Origin of the sequence: Streptococcus dysgalactiae subsp. dysgalactiae (assembly GCF_900459225.1) — a bacterium.
Classification (GTDB): domain Bacteria; phylum Bacillota; class Bacilli; order Lactobacillales; family Streptococcaceae; genus Streptococcus; species Streptococcus dysgalactiae.
This window is the reverse complement of the sequence record NZ_UHFH01000003.1, coordinates 32,501-51,207: the sequence shown is the minus strand read 5'-3', so window position 1 is coordinate 51,207 and position 18,707 is coordinate 32,501. Positions and strand designations below refer to the sequence as shown.

15 protein-coding genes (1 of these 15 cut by a window edge) are annotated in these 18,707 nt (G+C 39.0%); 2 read left to right on the top strand and 13 right to left on the bottom strand.

Features of this window, described 5'->3' with window-relative positions; genetic code table 11:
• Positions 1-25 precede the first annotated feature (25 nt).
• The 8 genes from purH to purC form a co-directional block, all read right to left on the bottom strand.
• Positions 26-1,570, bottom strand: a complete 1,545-nt coding sequence (gene purH / locus DYD17_RS00400) for a bifunctional phosphoribosylaminoimidazolecarboxamide formyltransferase/IMP cyclohydrolase (RefSeq protein WP_003049065.1) — start codon at positions 1,568-1,570, stop codon at positions 26-28.
• Positions 1,571-1,588: 18 nt separating this feature from the next.
• Complete coding sequence (locus DYD17_RS00395) at positions 1,589-2,101, bottom strand: VanZ family protein (RefSeq protein WP_003049062.1); 513 nt, start codon at positions 2,099-2,101, stop codon at positions 1,589-1,591.
• A gap of 117 nt (positions 2,102-2,218) precedes the next feature.
• Positions 2,219-2,674, bottom strand: coding sequence for a GNAT family N-acetyltransferase (locus DYD17_RS00390; protein ID WP_003049059.1), 456 nt, complete (start codon positions 2,672-2,674; stop codon positions 2,219-2,221).
• 214 nt (positions 2,675-2,888) lie between these two features.
• Positions 2,889-3,443, bottom strand: coding sequence for a phosphoribosylglycinamide formyltransferase (purN, locus tag DYD17_RS00385; RefSeq protein WP_003049057.1), 555 nt, complete (start codon positions 3,441-3,443; stop codon positions 2,889-2,891).
• Positions 3,436-4,464, bottom strand: a complete 1,029-nt coding sequence (purM, locus tag DYD17_RS00380) for a phosphoribosylformylglycinamidine cyclo-ligase (protein WP_115252491.1) — start codon at positions 4,462-4,464, stop codon at positions 3,436-3,438. Before purM ends, purN begins: the two co-directional genes overlap by 8 nt.
• 152 nt (positions 4,465-4,616) lie before the next feature.
• On the bottom strand, positions 4,617-6,068 hold the full coding sequence (purF, locus tag DYD17_RS00375) for an amidophosphoribosyltransferase (RefSeq protein ID WP_003049051.1): 1,452 nt from the start codon (positions 6,066-6,068) through the stop codon (positions 4,617-4,619).
• 118 nt (positions 6,069-6,186) lie between these two features.
• Positions 6,187-9,912 carry a phosphoribosylformylglycinamidine synthase gene (locus DYD17_RS00370; protein ID WP_003049048.1) on the bottom strand — a complete coding sequence of 1,242 codons (3,726 nt, stop codon included), beginning with the start codon at positions 9,910-9,912 and terminating at the stop codon, positions 6,187-6,189.
• A 208-nt stretch (positions 9,913-10,120) separates the two neighbouring features.
• The gene (gene purC / locus DYD17_RS00365) at positions 10,121-10,831 is read right to left on the bottom strand and encodes a phosphoribosylaminoimidazolesuccinocarboxamide synthase (RefSeq protein ID WP_003049045.1); all 711 of its coding nucleotides are present in this window, start codon (positions 10,829-10,831) and stop codon (positions 10,121-10,123) included.
• Positions 10,832-11,084: 253 nt separating this feature from the next.
• Between purC and DYD17_RS00360 the strand changes: the two genes are divergently transcribed.
• Positions 11,085-12,333, top strand: a protein-coding gene (locus DYD17_RS00360; RefSeq protein ID WP_174221685.1) for an ISL3 family transposase whose coding sequence is annotated in 2 segments (ribosomal slippage) — positions 11,085-11,495 and positions 11,497-12,333 — 1,248 coding nt in all. Because the reading frame shifts where the segments join, the coding sequence is not laid out codon by codon here.
• A gap of 73 nt (positions 12,334-12,406) precedes the next feature.
• On the opposite strand, the gene DYD17_RS00355 is transcribed toward DYD17_RS00360, so the two are convergent.
• From DYD17_RS00355 to pcsB, 5 genes are all read right to left on the bottom strand, one after another.
• The gene (locus DYD17_RS00355; RefSeq protein ID WP_003049042.1) at positions 12,407-12,649 is read right to left on the bottom strand and encodes a phosphopantetheine-binding protein; all 243 of its coding nucleotides are present in this window, start codon (positions 12,647-12,649) and stop codon (positions 12,407-12,409) included.
• Positions 12,642-13,649 carry a phosphate acyltransferase PlsX gene (gene plsX / locus DYD17_RS00350; protein ID WP_115252488.1) on the bottom strand — a complete coding sequence of 336 codons (1,008 nt, stop codon included), beginning with the start codon at positions 13,647-13,649 and terminating at the stop codon, positions 12,642-12,644. Before plsX ends, DYD17_RS00355 begins: the two co-directional genes overlap by 8 nt.
• 106 nt (positions 13,650-13,755) lie before the next feature.
• On the bottom strand, positions 13,756-14,520 hold the full coding sequence (gene recO, locus DYD17_RS00345; RefSeq protein WP_003049037.1) for a DNA repair protein RecO: 765 nt from the start codon (positions 14,518-14,520) through the stop codon (positions 13,756-13,758).
• Positions 14,521-14,749: 229 nt separating this feature from the next.
• Positions 14,750-15,712, bottom strand: coding sequence for a ribose-phosphate diphosphokinase (locus DYD17_RS00340; RefSeq protein ID WP_003049033.1), 963 nt, complete (start codon positions 15,710-15,712; stop codon positions 14,750-14,752).
• Positions 15,713-15,878: 166 nt separating this feature from the next.
• Positions 15,879-17,075: a peptidoglycan hydrolase PcsB gene (gene pcsB / locus DYD17_RS00335; RefSeq protein ID WP_003049030.1), complete on the bottom strand. Its 1,197-nt coding sequence runs from the start codon at positions 17,073-17,075 to the stop codon at positions 15,879-15,881.
• Between the two features lie 551 nt (positions 17,076-17,626).
• Here pcsB and DYD17_RS00330 point away from each other — a divergent pair.
• Positions 17,627-18,707, top strand: a protein-coding gene (locus DYD17_RS00330) for an IS3-like element ISSdy2 family transposase (protein WP_115252487.1) whose coding sequence is annotated in 2 segments (ribosomal slippage) — positions 17,627-17,903 and positions 17,903-18,707 — 1,107 coding nt in all; it runs 25 nt beyond the window's last position. Because the reading frame shifts where the segments join, the coding sequence is not laid out codon by codon here.

Here is an 18,707-nt window from a genome sequence, read left to right as displayed (position 1 = left end):
TAAACGACCACATCTCTTTTAGTTTTTAATGCCTAAAATGTCTGACACCTGTAAATACCATAGTCAGGCCATGTTTATTGGCAGCGTCAATAGAATCTTGATCTCTAACTGAACCACCTGGCTGAATAATGGCTTTAAGCCCTGAAGTAGCAATTTCTTCAATATTATCAGCAAAAGGAAAGAAAGCATCGGAAGCTAGTACTGCTCCATCAAGATGATTTTTAGCTTGCTCAATAGCAATACGAACAGAAGCCACACGATTGGTTTGTCCTGAACCCACCCCTAAAGTCATATGGTCATTCGCAATAAGAATCCCATTTGATTTAACATATTTGATGGCTTTCCAAGCAAACTCCAAAGCAGTCATTTCCTGCTCTGATGGTTGTCGTTCCGTAACTATTTGCCAATCCGCCGGACTCTCTGAGACAACATCCTGATTTTGGACTAGCATTCCACCAACTACACCGGTATACTCCTTTTCCAGCTCGCTAGCATCTTGAGTGCCAAAAGGTAATTCAAGAAGACGCAAATTTTTCTTTTTATGTGTTAGAATGGCGAGCGCTTCTTCCGTGTAAGATGGCGCAATAATGATTTCAAGAAAAACAGGATGCATTTTCTGAGCTGTCATGGCATCAACTTCACGGTTGAGAACCACAATCCCACCAAAGATAGATACCGGATCAGCCTCATAACAGTAATCCCACGCTGTTTCAATAGTATCTGCCTGCCCAATGCCACATGGATTCATATGCTTAAGAGCCACAACCGTTGGCTGATTTTTAAAATCGCGAATAATTCGGATTGCCGCATCTGCATCTCGAACATTGTTAAAAGATAATTCCTTTCCATTAAGCTGTTTGGCAGAAGCAATGGCATATTCCGTTGGAATAGCATTTTGATAAAAATCAGCAGCTTGTTGGGGGTTTTCTCCGTAACGCATAGTTTGTTTCAAATCATAAGTCAAAGTCAGTTTTTCTGGCTTATTTTCACCAACTTGAGTCGTGAAATAATCTGCAATCAAAGCGTCATAGGCAGCCGTATGGCGAAAAACTTTAGCAGCCAGATGCTGACGCGTCTCATATGTTGTATTCCCGGTTTCAGTCAATTCTGCCAAGACAAGAGGGTAATCACTCGGATCAACTATAACAGTCACACTGGCATGATTTTTTGCTGCAGAGCGCAGCATTGAGGGACCACCAATATCAACATTCTCCACTGCTAAATCATACGTCACATCTGGACGCAAAATAGTTTCCTTAAAAGGGTAAAGATTAACCACTACAAGATCAATGAGCTCTATATTATTCTCGCGAACAGACTGCAAGTGACTATCACTATCACGACGAGCTAAAAGTCCTCCGTGAATATTGGGGTGAAGGGTCTTAACACGACCATCCATCATTTCTGGAAATCCTGTCACATCATCAATAGCAATGGTCTCAAGACCTGCTGCATCAAGGGCAGTCTTAGTCCCACCTGTTGAGATAATATCCCAACCAAGGTTTTTTAATTCTTGGGCAAAATCTACAATGCCCGCTTTATCTGAAACTGAAATCAGTGCACGTTTCATTCTATTCTCCTTAAGTTATTATTTTAGCCCTAAAATTACTAAGGCCAGAAGTCCAATTGTCGGAATTGCCACAAATAGTATTCCAATAATATTTATCAATACCGTAATTCTATTATTAAATAAATTATTTATTAGTTGATAGAGTAATATCCCACAACAAACACCTAATGTATTAAATAGTAAATCTGTTACATCGGATATACCTATTGCTAATATAAATTGCAAAGTTTCATAAAGTAAACTAAGTAATAAGCCTAAAGAAACTATTTTTTTATAAGTCCAATTTGGAGCAAGTATTGGAAGACATACACCAAATGGAATAAAAAATAATAAATTAAATCCCATTTCTGCAAAAACAATATCTCCATTAACAATCACTGGTTGAGTAAATGGTACCCAATTAACAACACGTTCTTTTTGAAAACAATTAATAAATTGTAACTGAGTCTCAAACTTAAATAATATACACCAAGACAGTAAGAATAAGTATAAATAAAATAGTATAAATGTTAATTTTTTAGACTTTAGCAATATCAACACCCCCTAAAAAGCTTTTTGACATAGGTTCAATTTATCTCAAGTCTAAAACTTTAAATCATAAGTGTCAATATACCATTTTTTCTGACAATCACTTGTCTGATTGTTCCCCTAAAAGTTCTTGGATGACCATTCATAGGTCATCCATATTTCTCTATCATCTTGTACAATTTGTTGAAAACCTAAACTCTCCAGTAATTGCGCCATTTTCTGATTCCCTTTGACATAATCAACACGAACAGCATGTATATCTTCAACTTGTCTAGCTTTTGAAATAACCTCTTCAACCACTCTTCTGCCATATCCTAACCCCTGAAATTCGGGGGCAATCATCATTCTCCAAATAAGATAATGACCTTCTTCCAAATCAGTTTCTAAGAGCAAAAAACCAATGACTTTACCTGATGAGTATATAGCATGAGGAAAAACATCCCCGTTTTCTCGATAAAGCCAAGCTTCTGCTAAGGAACGTATATTAGGAGCAACAAAAGACTTGTCAGCTTCCGCAACTTCCATCTCTATAACACGTCCAAAATTAGCTTCATCCACTAATTTTAGTTCTATCATATTTCTACCTCACTTAATCCTAGCCATGCTACAAGCAGTTTAAATTAAAGAAACTTCTTTTGCCTAAGTCATTCAGAAATTTTAATCCATCTGAAATAGGACTATAAAGTTGAGCATTAAGACAATGAGTTCAACAATGAAAATGAAGGTTAGGAGCTTGTTATACATGACAATTTTCTTATAAATTTATTATCACTATTATAGCAAAATGAAGTTACATTTTGTTTACTCCCAAACTTATCAGTACCTCCGGATAGAGCTTATATTCTGCTTCATGGATTCTGGCTTCAAAGCTTTCAATGCTATCTTCTTGCAGGCGTGGGACACGGACTTGTTTGATAATTTGGCCAGTATCAATTCCGCTGTCAACCCAATGCACAGTTACGCCTGACTGATCTACGCCTGCTTGCCAGGCATCTGAAATCCCATGAGCTCCTGGAAATTCGGGTAAATAAGCTGGATGAATATTAATCATTCGCCCCTCATAGGCAGCCAGAAGAGTGGGCCCTACAATTTTCATGTAGCCTGCTAAACAAATCAAATCAATGTCATGTTTGTCAAGAAACTGGACAATTTCTTTTTCATAGGCAGCCTTAGTTTCAAATTCCTTGAGTTCAAATGTAACTGCTCTAACACCAAGTTTTTGGGCACGTTCTAAAACATAAGCATCTCGTCGATCTGAAAAGACCAGTTCAACCTTGAATTGCTCTGCAATCACTTGAAAATTTGATCCATTGCCAGATGCAAAGACGGCTATTTTTTTAGCCATTTGAAATCACCACACTAGCATCCCTTTTGGTCACGATATGACCGATATCATAGACTGGTTCGTTAAGGAGTTTCCTGACACGATTCACATTTTCCGGTGTAACTGCTAAAATCAGGCCAATCCCCATATTGAAAATATCAAACATTTCCTCATGTTTAATCTGCCCATACTTCTCAAGAGCTTTAAAAATTGGAAGAACAGGCACCTTATTTTCGTCAATTTCAGCAGCTAAATCATCTGCAAACATACGAGGAATATTCTCTGTGAAACCACCACCAGTGATATGGGCAATGCCGTTAACCAACCCTTCCTTAATAAGAGGAAGCACAGCTTTCACATAAATACGAGTTGGCTCAAGAAGAACATCTTTAAGTTTTTGACCCTCCAGTTCAGGCAGAACCTCATCTCCCGTATAATCAGCAAAGACACGACGAACAAGTGAATAACCATTCGAGTGGATGCCACTTGAAGCAAGGCCTAGGAGAATATCACCTTCGGCAACTTTGGACCCATCCAAAATCTGAGACTTTTCAGCAATACCAACTGTAAAGCCAACCAAATCATAATCCTCTTCGCCGTACATGCCTGGCATTTCTGCTGTTTCACCTCCGATAAGGGCACAGCCAGCCTGTACACAACCTTCAGCCACACCTGCAACAACTTGTTCCAACTTAGCAGGTTCATTTTTACCAGTTGCAACATAATCAAGGAAATAGAGAGGCTCCGCACCTGCGGCAATAATATCATTAACGCACATGGCTACACAATCCTGACCAATCGTATCATGTTTATCATACTGGATCGCCAGCATGAGTTTGGTACCCACACCGTCTGTTCCAGAAATAAGAACTGGTTCTTTAATACTTGTCTGGGATAAATCAAACATACCACCAAAACCACCTAGAGCTCCCATAACTCCTAATCGCTCTGTACGAGCCACGTGTTTTTTTATACGTTCAACAACTTCATATCCCGCCTCAACATCTACTCCAGATTGGGCATAAGCGTTTTTTTCTATCATAATTTTTTCCTTTTTTTGATCAAAATTCAACTAAAGTGGTACAGTCCTAGGCAGGTCCTGCTACTAATCGTCATTTCTTATATGGCTTAGGAGGCAACTATTGTCATTAACAAACTTACTGATTAACTGTTGAAATCTACTCCTGTATGCAGTTATTTCACTTTCTCAATATAAAAACTAGTTTGTTCTTCTAAACTTCGTAAATACTCGTCTTCATAATCATACAAAGGTGTTGGGTATTCCCCATCAAAATAAGCCACACAGAGCCCACCTTTTGGAGCATCCGTTTCAAGGCCTATAGCGTCAATCATGGCATCTAGAGAAAGATAGGTTAAACTATCTGCCCCAATAATGTCACATACTTCTTCGACTGTATGATTAGCAGAAATTAATTCCCTTCTTGTTTGGATGTCAATACCATAAAAACAAGGATATTTCAGTTCAGGACTACCAATTGCCACATGAACTTCAGTGGCTCCCGCTTCACGGAGCAAACTAACAATACGGCGTGACGTTGTTCCTCTGACAATAGAATCATCCACCATTACCACACGTTTTCCTTTTACCACGCCTGACACTGCTGATAACTTCATGCGAACACCCTGTTCTCGCAAGTCCTGTGTCGGTTGAATGAAGGTTCGTTGGGTGTATTGATTTTTGACCAAACCCATTTCATTTGGCAACCCAGATTCTTCAGCAAAGCCCATAGCCGCTGATAGTGATGAGTTGGGTACTCCAACCACTATATCAGCTTCATATTGAAATTCCTGCGCTAGCCTTTTTCCCATCTCCTTACGCGCCGTATGAACATTTACACCATAAATGGTAGAATCTGGACGTGCAAAATAAACATATTCCATGGAACAAATGGCTAGTTGAGTATCCGTCGTATACTGATGGTAGGTAATGCCCGAATCATCAATGACAATCAATTCTCCCGGCTTCACATCTCGAATCCATTCAGCTCCAATTACTTCAAAAGCACAGGTTTCCGAGGAAACTACCCAAGCCCCATTTTTCATTTTACCAATAGACAGCGGTCTAAAACCATTTGGATCGAGGGCAGCAATTAATTGCTTTTCTGTCATAAGTAGGTAGGCAAAACCACCTTTTACTGTATTAAGAGCTTCTTTAACTTTTCCAATAAAGTTAGACTGGTGGCTACGGCGGACCAAATGCATCAGAATTTCAGTGTCTGACGAAGCATTGAAAATAGCTCCTTCTCTCTCTAGTTCTTTCTTTAAGGAAATCGCATTGGTTAAATTACCATTGTGACATAACCCAAATTGAGCATCTGTAAACTGGTATAAGAAGGGTTGAATATTATTAATAGAAGCAGATCCTGCCGTGGCATAACGAACATGCCCAATTGCTGCATGACCTGTCAACTTAGTCAAGTCATCCTGATTTTTAAAAACATCTGATAAAAGGCCAGTGGCTCGGTGTTGATGTAGGTTACCTTCATCATTTGAGATAATACCGGCACCTTCTTGACCTCGATGCTGAAGACTATGAAGCCCAAAATAGGTTACCTGAGCTGCTTGAGGATGTCCCCATATTCCGAAGACACCACATTCTTCATTAAGAGATTTTACTTCGTACATTTATTTTTCCTAATTTCTTTTAGCAATGCTCTTTAAATCCAAAGTCACTATTACTCTTTTTAAAAACACCATGATCTGAAAATGACACTCGTGAATCGCGCTCCTCTTGTTCGCAACCTTAGTTACCAGTAAAATAACGGACTGCAGATTCAAAGAGCTTTTGGTCTTTATTCCCTGGAATATTTTGGAAAAGACCTTCTTCCCAACGTTCTGAGTGTCCCATCTTGCCAATAATTTGACCATTTTTGCTGGTAATTCCTTCGATAGCATTGACCGATCCATTTGGATTGTAGCGACTATCCATACTTGGATGACTATCAAAATCTACGTATTGACTAAAAATTTGACCATTGTCGCGCAACTCTGCGAATTCCTCTGCAGAGACAACAAACTTCCCTTCACCATGTGAAACTGGAATCACATGCACATCACCGACTTCCACACCTGAAAGCCATGGTGAATTAGTATTTGCAATGCGCGTCTCGACCATCTTAGCCACATGCTGGTTAGCATCATTGTAGAAAAGAGTTGGAGAACTCCCCTTGACATTTTCAAAATTGCCATAAGGTAAGAGTCCAGATTTAACAAGAGCTTGAAAACCATTACAGATACCTATGATAAGTCCACCTTTTTCAATAAAATTATCAATAGCAGAGCGAACCTTTTGATTGAGTAGGATGTTGACGATGAATTTGGCAGAACCATCTGGCTCATCCGCTGCTGAAAATCCACCAGCAAAGAAGATAATATTGGCCTTACTGATATTGTCAACCATTGTGTCAACTGACTGTGCAATAGCCACTTCATTCAAGGTCACAAAAGAGACCAAATGAACTTCTGCACCCGCTTGTTCAAAAGCTTTAGCTGAGTCATATTCAGAGTTTGTACCAGGAAATACCGGGATATAAACCAATGGTTTGTCAATTATTTTTTGAGTCGTGATAACTGCATCAGAGATGACAACAGGAACGTCTTCTATATCTTGACTTTGACTAAAAATAGTTGGATAAATATCTTCCAATTTGCCTTCAAAAGCTGTCAGCAACTTGGCACCCGAAAGAGTAACTCCGTTGACAGTAAGTGTAAAGTCCGCATGTGTTTTTCCAATTTTGGTTACACCTGAGATTTCTTCAGCTGAAGTAAATATAAAGCCACCAAGTTGTCCTGTCAAGCTATTGTCAAGCTCTGTCAAGGTTACAGATGCTCCAATATGATTACCAAAACTAGCTAGGGCTAAACTCTCTATAATACCCCCATATTTTATAGCTGATGCAGAACTAATCGTATGGTTAGCTTGAATACTTTCAAAGTTACTAAAATTAGCTTTTATGAGGTCAAAATCAATCTCTTCAGAAATAGTTTGACCAGGAAGATAGTAAATAGTCTCACCTGCGGCTTTAAATTCCGGAGATAAAACGTCTTGTGAGTGTGCAGTTGTAACACCAAAAGCAACCAAGGTTGGTGGTACTGTCAATTCCTCAAATGTTCCAGACATGGAATCCTTGCCACCAATGGATGGTAGACCAAGTTGAATTTGAGCTTCAATAGAACCAAGTAGTGCTGAAACGGGTTGCCCAAAGCGCTCTGCCTGTTTATCCATGCGCTCGAAATACTCTTGATAAGAGAAACGTGCTTTAGACCAGTTAGCGCCAGATGCCACCAATCGTGCTGTGGCCTCAATTACAGCATAAGCTGCACCATGATATGGTGACCACTCAGCAATGTAGGGATTGTACCCTTGAGCGATAACTGAGGCTGTTGTGGTGACACCATTTTGAACAGGTAGTTTTTGGACAGAAGCCTCGCTTGGGGTAAGTTGGTAACGACCCCCGATGGGATGATTAACTGTTGAACGACCAACAGAAGAATCAAAAAGGGTTTGAAGACCTTTCTGAGAAGCATGATTAAGATTTGAAAGCACAGTAAGTGTATCTTTTTCAAGCGTTGCTACGGATGTTATGCGACTTTCAGGCAAGTTGACAGCCTTGTCAACTACCTTTGCATCAACAACGACACGAACACCATTTGTATCCAGGAAAGAACGTTCAATGTCAACGATAGTTTGGCCATTCCAAGTCATGACTAGATTTGGCTTTTCAGTAACCATTGCTACAGTAACAGCCTTAATATTTTCTTTGGAACACTTAGTAATAAATTCCTCAGCATCTTTAGAACGAACGACAACCGCCATCCGCTCTTGGGACTCTGAAATAGCAATCTCTGTTCCATTTAATCCTTGGTATTTGAGTGGTACTTTGTTTAAATCAATTACTAAACCATCAGCCAATTCCCCAATAGCTACACAAACACCACCTGCGCCAAAGTCATTTGATTTCTTAATCAGGCGTGTTACTTCACCATTACGGAAGAGACGCTGAATTTTCCGTTCTTCGATAGCATTCCCTTTTTGGACTTCAGCACCAGCCGTTTCCACAGACTCAACGGTCTGTACTTTAGAGGAACCCGTTGCTCCACCGATACCATCACGACCTGTTTTCCCACCTAGAAGAATAACAACATCACCAGCTTCTGGTTTTTCACGGATCACATTTCCTGTAGGTGCTGCACCAACAACGGCTCCCAATTCCATACGTTTTGCGACAAATCCTGGGTGGAAGTATTCCTTAACATAAGTTGTAGCAAGACCGATTTGGTTTCCGTATGAGGAATAGCCATGCGCTGCTGTTTTTGAAATGACTTGTTGAGGGAGCTTTCCAGCACGAGTGTCAGAAATAGGTGTTGTAATGTTTCCAGCACCTGAAATACGCATCGCTTGGTAAACATATGAGCGGCCTGATAATGGATCACGAATGGCTCCACCGATACAGGTCGCTGCTCCACCAAAGGGCTCAATTTCTGTTGGATGATTATGTGTCTCATTTTTAAACATTAAGAGCCATGGCTCTTTAACACCATCAACATCCACGTCAATCTCAATGGAACAAGCATTGATTTCATCAGACACTTCCATATCATCCAAACGCCCATTCGCACGCTCATAGCGACCGAAAATTGTCGCCATATCCATAAGCGTCTGTGGCTTATCAGAACGTCCCAATTCTTCACGCATAGCAATATATTTATCGTAAGTCGCTTGTAGTTGTTTTTGAAATTTAGAAGCGGAAAAATCAATATGTTTTAATTCTGTTTCAAAAGTAGTATGACGACAGTGATCAGACCAATAAGTGTCCAAAACTCTTAACTCTGTTTCTGTCGGTACACGGCCAATTGATTTAAAGTACTCTTGAATGAAAACAAGGTCATCAACCTCCATTGCCAAGCCCTGCTCTGCCTTATAAATCTTAAACTCATTTGACGTGTAAGTCTCAAAGAAATCCAAGGTTGGGATAACCTTGTCCGACTCAGAAAAGTCATGTCGTTCAATGCCTTTTGTTATATCTTTAAATCGAGAATCAACTGGATTGAGAAGATAACGTTTTATAGCTTCAAGCTCTGTCTCTAAAATGTCTTTATTGACCAAATATAGTTGAGCCGTGTTAACCACTACATCATTGGGAGCCCCTAACAATAATAAAGCTTCTTGAGCAGATGCTGCTCTTTGATCAAACTGTCCTGGCAAACTCTCAATTGCAAAAAAAGCGGCATTAGTTAGCTCTGTGCTAATAATTTCCTCAGACAAGATACAATCTGTAACCTGTTCAGAAAAGATGTGTTTCTCTGCACGTGGAAACTCAGCAGCGGTTAATCCAAATACATCATAAACTTGAATTATACGAAGTGTTTTCAATGTCGATAACTGCAAATTATGCGTCAGTTCCTTTACTAACGACTCAGTCTTAATCTGAAAATCAGCCTTCTTCTCAATGAAAATACGTTTGTCCATAATTATGATACCAAGTCCGACCAGCAAGCGTCTGAAAAATGTCGGTAAGTTCGAAATCTTTGATTCCCTTGACGCAACCCCATCAGAGAGACTAGAACTTTCAAAGAAAGTTCAGACGTCTACAACGATGCCTCTGACTTATTCACGCGTTTTCCCTATCACTTGCCGGACGGGTTCAATTTCCTTTCATTTTCTCACTACGTTTGCCTTAATCCAGTTCTTTTAACTTCTCTAAAACAACCTCATAAACAGCTGTCAGACTACCTAAATCCCTTCGAAAGACATCCTTGTCCATATGATGCCCATCTTCATCCCAAAGACGACAATTATCTGGTGAAAATTCATCAGCTAGCAGAATATGACCATCCTTATCAAAGCCAAACTCTAGTTTAAAGTCAACTAATCGAAGACCAACTTGTTCAAACCAAGACTTTAGATAAGCATTAATACGACGTGCTTCTTGTTTGATATAAGCGATATCTTCCTCACTAGCAATTTTTAACAAGCTAATATGCTCTTCATTAAGAAAAGGATCATCCAACTCATCCTTTTTGTAGTAGAATTCAATAATAGGTGTTTCTAAAACCACTCCCTCTTCAATACCGAACCGCTTGGAAAAAGAACCTGCAGCGACATTGCGAAGTACTACTTCTAAAGGAATAATAGTCACTTTTTTGACTAATTGTTCGGTTTCTGACAAGCGTTTCACAAAATGTGTGTTTATCCCAACAGTGTTTAACTTTTCAAAAATTAAAGAAGAAATAGCATTATTTAGGCGCCCCTTCCCGTTAATAGTCTCCTTACGGGCTCCATTTAGCATCGTTGCCTGGTCCTTATAAACAGATAAAATCATGTGCTCATCTTCCGTAGCATAAAGGTCTTTGGCTTTACCTGAATAAATAAGTTGGTTAGTTTTCATAATATTCGTCTTTCGTCATTTTTTTATTTAAGAATAACATAACAAAAAATATTATTCAATTATTTGTTTACATTTATAGGTAAAATAGTTTTAAATGTTCGTTTTCTATAAAGAGAAGTAAAAATAAAAAGGCTCTATAATATCTGTAGTTGGTAAATCCGACACAGAGGTTATAGGGCTTTTTGAGTGCAGACAAAAAGTCCCATATGACCTATAATGAAAAGCGACTAAACTATCATTTAGAAAGACTCATATGGAACACATCAAGAATACCACAGAATTGCTGGGAATGAAAGACCCAAATATCAAAATCAACTTTATCCTACAGCACCAGACTCATCTTGAAATCAGAGCTACGCTGAATTGTGCAGCTTCTTGCTGCCCCCACTGTGGCGGGAAGATGATTCAGTACGGTTTCCAGAAACCCTCTAAAATGCCACTCTTGGATGCCCATGGTTTTCCAAGTCTGCTCCGACTCAAAAAACGGCGATTTCAATGCAAATCCTGTCGTCGAGTGACTGTGGCTGAGACGCCAGTCGTAGACAAGAATCATCAGATTTCCAACCTGGTCTGGCAGAAGCTTACCCAGCTGTTGACTGAAAACCGAACCAATACTAGAGCCCTTCACGTCTCTGTCTCAACCGTCCAGAGAAAGCTAGACCGGTCTAACGTTTAAAGAGGACTACACCAGGTTGCCTGAGGTTTTATCTTGGGACGAATTTGCCAGGAACAAGGGGAAATTGGCTTTTATCGCTCAAGATTTTGAGACCAGGAAATTCATCGCCCTCCTCGAAAACAATCGCCAGAATACCATCAAAAATTATTTCTACCGCTACCCGAGAAAGGTCAGAGAACAGGTCAAAGTCGTGACCGTGGACATGTCTGGTGCTTACATTCCAATCATCAAGCAACTATTTCCTAAGGCTAGAATTGTGTTGGATAGGTTTCACATCGTCCAACATCTTGGCAGAGCAATGATGACCACTCGAATCGCTATCATGAAGACCTTTGACAAGAAATCTCTGCCTTATCGTGCCCTTAAAAATCACTGGCGCCTTTTTCAGAAAGACAGCCAAAAACTGTCTAATAATCGTTTTTATTCCAAGACCTTTAGACAGACCCTCAAGCCTCAGGAAAGCGTGGACAAGACACTTCAATTCTCAGACGAACTCCGTTATTACTACGATTTCTACCAGCTCCTGCTCTTCCATTTTCAAGAAAAACGAACAGAGGTTTTCTTTGAAATCATCGAGGATAACACGGAGCTCGTCACTCCGACCTTCAAAAAGTTTTTTGTGACCTTCCGCAAACTCAAACCTTACATCGAAAATGCCCTCCAGTTCGACTATTCTAACGCCAAGCTCGAGGCTACCAACAAACTCATCAAGGACATCAAACGATCAGCCTTCGGCTTTCGCAATTTTAAGAACTTTAGATCTAAAATCCTCCTCGCTTTGAACATACAAAAAGAGAGAGCCAATCTGGTTCTCTCTAGGGTTTAGACCCGCTACCAACTACAGTTGACAAAGAGCCAATAAAAAAGAGCTTGCGCTCTTTGTCTACTCTAATATCACCCTAAGCCAAACGGTTGACCAAATAATCTAACATATCTCCCATAGACTTCATCCCATCAACATCTTCATCTGGAATAGCGATATGAAATTCATCTTCAATATTAATCACAAATTCCACCAATTCAATAGAATCAACAGCTAAATCATCTTTTAGACTTGTTTGCTCTGTAATAGTGAGTTCTAGGTGACTCCTTTGTTTTTGGATTAATGCAATCAATCTCTCTAAAATAGCTTCTCTAGTCATCTGTTTCAGTCTCCTTGGCAAATTCTTCCACCAATTGCCCAACAACCTGTGTCTCTAGCATAGTGCGTACTTGTTTAATCGTTGAAAAGATAGCCTTAGCATCGCTTGAACCATGGGATTTCACAACAGGTGCCTTTAAACCAAATAAAACCGCTCCACCAGCACTAGAATAATCTAAAGAATTCTTCATGTCATAAAGGCTATCTTTCAAGAGAAGGGCTCCTATTTTTGCTTTCAGACCACCCGATTTAATAACCTCCTTGAGTTGTCCCATAATACTAATCGCAGTTCCCTCTATGGCTTTCAAAACTGCGTTTCCTGTGAAACCATCTGCGACTACAACATCTGCAACACCTGACATCAAATCACGCGCTTCCACATTCCCTACAAAGGTTAAATTGGAATCTGCAGCCAAAAGATTATAAGTTTCCTTACGAAGCGAATCCCCCTTAGTGGCCTCTGTTCCATTGTTTAACAAACCAACACGAGGCTTATGAACACCTCGAACATTCTTCGCGTAAAAAGAACCCAAAATCGCATATTGATGCAAATGTGCTGCTGTATTTTCAGCATTGGCGCCAAGGTCTAACATATCAAAACCTTTACCATCTGTGGTGGGAATAGTTGATAATAATCCTGGACGATCAACACCTTTGATACGCCCTACAACAAATAAACCCGCGGCTAAAAGGGCACCTGTATTTCCTGCTGAAAGAATGGCATCTGCCTCTCCCTCTTTAACAGCCTTAGCTGCTAAAACCATCGACGCATTCTTTTTTCGACGAATGGCTTTCGCAGGCTCATCTTCTGAATAAATTTTCTCATCAGTATGGATAATAGAGACCCGATCAGAGGGAACAAGGTAAGCCTCAATTTGAGCCTGATCTCCATAAAGTTGAATGTCAATATCTGGAAAAGTTTCTATTGCCTGATTCACACCTTCAATGATGGCTTTAGGAGCGTTGTCTCCGCCCATAGCATCTATTGCAATTTTCTTCATTTTTACTCCTTTGATTTCATTTCATCTTTTTAATATCACTTATCATAACGTCATTATTATAGCACAATCTAAGGACATTTCCCATTTAGAACCAAGAAAGACTCAGCTAGTCCTTTGGTTTCATAATATCTCCCCATTTAGCTAAATCATCAATAAACGTTTTACTTTTTAACTTGATTCCTACATAGTCATGATATAACTCATCAATAAAATAACGAAGTTTTCTTTTCATCTCATCATTTAAGGAAATGGTTCTCAATTCATCAAACTGAATAGTTTGAAAACGGTCTAGTAAATAGATGACATTAGGATCTAGATGATTCCGGTAATCATCTTTATGATAATGTTCAGGGCAAAGCACACCCGAATAGTGATGTGAAAAATCAAATGGTAAACCGACACGATGACAAAAAACACAGTCATGAAAGTTTATTCTAATCCCAAAACGCTCTAAAACTTGGATTTCAAAAATGTTGGTCAAAACCTCGTAATCCAACCCCTCTTCCATTAAATCAAGTGTCTTTTTCAAAAAGGCAAAGAGGTGAGGATCTGGCTCATTATCTGAAATAGCAGCATCTGCCAAAGCCACTACATAGCTCGCATAGGAAAGTCGAAAAAGATCCTGATTAATCTGTTGATAAGTATCCACATGATTGTAGTCGTCAATATAAGAAAGACCTGATTCGTTCAACTTAAATATAAAGTCAGCAGCCGTTAAAGGTTGAATGACGGAAGAAAGTTTAGAACGACTAATATGTTTCACGAAAAACATACGTTTGCCTGCTGCCTCTGTGAATATCTTGACCAATTTATCATCTTCTCGATAATTTCTATTAAAAAGAACAATTCCCAATGACTCGTTTAACTGCATATTCCTCGCCACATCTTTTCTCAGATTTAGCCCATTCAGAGCATTAAATACAGCTCTTATTATACCCAAAATCTTAGAAAATTGCATGACCAACATTACTTCACTAGCCTTGCCTAAAACCTCTCATATTAAGGAAGAGTAGTCCCATTAAAACAAATAAACTTAGCTAGTAAAAAGAAAGAGACATAAAAAAAGCCTGAGACATAAGGTCTCAAGCTTCATCAACTTATTATTTCCCCATTTCAAATAAAGGTGATAATGGACGTTTTTCATGAATACGAATAATAGCTTCCGCAACCAAATCAGCAATCGAGATTTGTTCAATTTTATCAATGAGACGTTCTTCTGGCAGATAAATAGTATCAAGAACAATTAGTTTTTCGATAGCCGAACGTTGAATATTATCAAGTGCTGGCCCAGAAAGAACTGGATGCGTACATGACGCATACACAGCTGTTGCACCCGCTTCAGCAAGGGCATCTGCTGCATGGCAAATAGTCCCTGCGGTATCAATCATATCATCAATCAAGATACACTTCTTACCCTCAACATTACCGATAATATTCATCACTTCACTGGTGTTCATTTTATCCACACTACGACGCTTATCAATAATTGCAATTGGTGTTTGGAGGAATTGTGCTAACTTACGCGCACGAGTCACACCACCATGGTCAGGACTGACAACGACAACATCTTCACCCACTAAACCATGACGATCAAAATAATCTGCAATTAAAGGTGCACCCATCAAGTGATCAACTGGAATATCAAAGAACCCTTGAATTTGAGCAGCATGCAAATCAACCGTTAATAAGCGATCTACACCAGCAACTTCTAACATATTAGCAACTAATTTAGAAGTAATCGGTTCACGAGAACGTGCTTTACGGTCTTGGCGTGCATAGCCGTAGTAAGGCATTACAACTGAAATTTTCTCTGCACTAGCTCGTTTCAACGCATCAACCATGATCAAGATTTCCATCAAGTTGTCATTCACTGGCGAGCTAGTTGATTGCAAAATAAAGACATGATGACCACGAATTGATTCTTCAATATTTACTTGAATTTCACCATCTGAAAACTGACGTACAGTAGACTTTCCAAGTTGAATCCCCATTGCAGACGCAACTTTTTCTGCTAATTCCTTGTTTGACGATAAGGCAAACAATTTTAAATCAGAATAAGACATTTTTTCCTCCAAAGCTTTAATCCTATACTATTTTAACGTTTTTTAAAGTATTTATCAAATGAAATTAAAAAGGCAACTCACAAAACTTCTTTCCTTTATTTCTTTTCTTTATTTTGGGAAAGAAATAAAAAAGGTTAGAACAGAACTATTCTAACCTAAACGATTATTAATGTGGGTAGATAAATACAACTCCAGATGGGTTAAACCAGCCACGGTGGTCAGCAATATACTGTTTACCACTATAGTTTGATTCCATCACTCGAATATTTGATGAACTTTGAACTTCAACAACTACTGCGACGTGACCATAACCGCCATCATTCCAAACCGCAATAGCTCCTGCCATAGGTGTAGATCCTACAGAGTAGCCCGCTGCTTGAGCACTTGCAGCCCATTGTCCACCATTACCCCAATTGTTTCCTGCCCATGGAGCTAATGATTTTGCACCCCATGTACATTGTCCTACTGGGTAATTATTAACAGAACTATATGAAACTTGTGGTCTTGCTACAGATGCTACTGGTGTTGCAGAAGGTGCTGTAACTGAAGCTGGAGCAGCTGGGCTTTCAGCTATCATAGCTACTGGTGCAACGATTGTAGCTTTTGCTTCCTCAACAGAAGCTGCTTGTTGAGCTGCCTGTTCTTGAGATTTAGCTTTAGCTGCTTGTTCTGCTGCTAAAGCCTGAGCAGCTGCTTGTTCTGCTGCCTCTTTTTGAGCTACTAAGCTTGCTTTGTCTTCGTTAGCAGTAGCCAATTGAAGAGCTAGATTAGCAGTTGCAGCTTCTAAGTTTGCTTGTTGAGTACGTAAAGTATTTTGATTTTCTTCAATCATTGCCATATTAGCAGCAATGGTGTTGATGGCTTCTTGATTAGCCGCTTGTTTTTCTTCAAGTGAAGCTTTATCAGCTTTTTGTTGCTCTAACATTTTAGCATTAGCAGAGACTGCTTTGTTAATAGCAACTAAACGAGTAACCATGTCAGAAATTGACTTAGAATTTAAAAGCGCATTGATGTAACTAGATGTTTCATTATTCTTATAAGCGCTACGTGCTTGATTTTTCAGTTTTTCGTTACGAGCAATAATTTGGCTTGTAAGAGATTGAATTTCTTGTTCGAATCCTTTTGAAAGTTCTTCAAGTTCTGAATTTTTTGCTGTTAATTTATCTTGTTCAGATTGTAATGAACTAACTTTTGCCTGTAATGCATTAACTTGATTCTGAGCAGATTGCTGTTCTGCAGTTAAGGCTGAGATTCTTGAGTTAGCATCAGAGATTTTGGTATCAAAATTATCCGCGCTAACTACAGTAGCTGCTCCAAGGGTTACACCACTTACAAGAACGGCTGATAAAATTCTTTTTTTCATAATTAAAAAATTACTCCTTTTTCGATAAGACATCTTATATTTTATCAAAAAAACAAGCATTTAATATTACGCAATTGTTACAGTTATATGTAATAATCACTAAAATTCCCTTCTTATTTATTAGGCGACATGTAAAATCAAAAAACTCTCCCAACTATATAGACCGTATTTCTGAAATGTTATCAGATTGAAACTATTACCAATTGTATTTAAAGCATTGTTCCCTTTTTATCAGACTTACTAAAGTTATGTTTTTCTTATCCACAGATATAAACTACAATTAATAAACTTTTCCACAGGTTAATAACAAAAAATAAGGTTATAGTCATTTAGTAGTATAACCCATTACACTATTCCCTCACAACAAAGAAATGATTGAAATCATTTACAAGTAACTTATGTACTTCCTCAAAGAAATTCGTCTCTCTAATTTCTGTAATGGGTAAAACACCCATAGGAATTATTAGCCTTTCGGCGCAAACTGAATCGGTTACACTAAACTAGACAGAATTTATAAAGTGTTCTACACTAAAGAAAATAGGAGAACAGATATGTCTAGAAAAATACGTCGCCACTTCACCGATGATTTTAAGCAACAAATTGTTGACCTTTACAATGCTGGTAGAAAGCGTAGCAGTCTCATCAAGGAATATGAGCTAACCCCTTCCACCTTCGATAAGTGGGTTAGACAAGCCAAAACAACAGGTTCATTCAAGTCTGTTGATAATCTGACAGATGAACAGCGGGAGCTGATTGAACTCAGAAAATGCAATAAAGAACTCGAAATGCAATTAGATATCCTAAAGCAAGCGGCGGTGATTATGGCACAAAAAGGGAAATAATCACTGCTAATAAGGATAACTATAGCATTTCAGCCATGTGTCGCTGGCTGAATATGCCACGCTCAAGTTATTACTATCAAGCCGTGGAGTCAGTATCTGAAACGGAGTTTGAAGAAACTATTAAAAGAATTTTCCTCAAGAGCAAGTCCAGATACGGATCCAGAAAAATCAAAATATGCTTGAATAACGAAGGTATTACACTTTCACGTCGTCGGATTCGACGCATTATGAAGCGACTCAATTTGGTTTCTGTTTATCAGAAAGCCACCTTCAAACCACATTACAGAGGCAAGAATGAAGCCCCTATTCCCAACCATTTAGACAGGCAATTTAAGCAAGAAAGACCACTACAAGCCTTAGTCACTGACTTAACCTATGTTCGTGTAGGCAATCGTTGGGCTTATGTTTGCCTTATTATTGACCTATACAACCGTGAAATCATCGGCCTGTCTCTTGGTTGGCACAAAACCGCTGAACTCGTTAAGCAAGCCATTCAAAGCATCCCTTACGCCCTGACCAAAGTCAAGATGTTCCATTCAGATCGTGGCAAAGAGTTTGATAATCAGTTAATTGATGAAATATTGGAAGCCTTTGGAATCACACGTTCGCTTAGTCAGGCTGGTTGTCCTTATGACAATGCCGTAGCTGAAAGTACGTATCGTGCTTTCAAAATTGAATTTGTTTATCAAGAAACCTTTCAATCGCTGGAAGAACTAGCTCTTAAGACTAAAGACTATGTTCATTGGTGGAATTACCACCGCATTCATGGTAGTCTCAACTACCAAACACC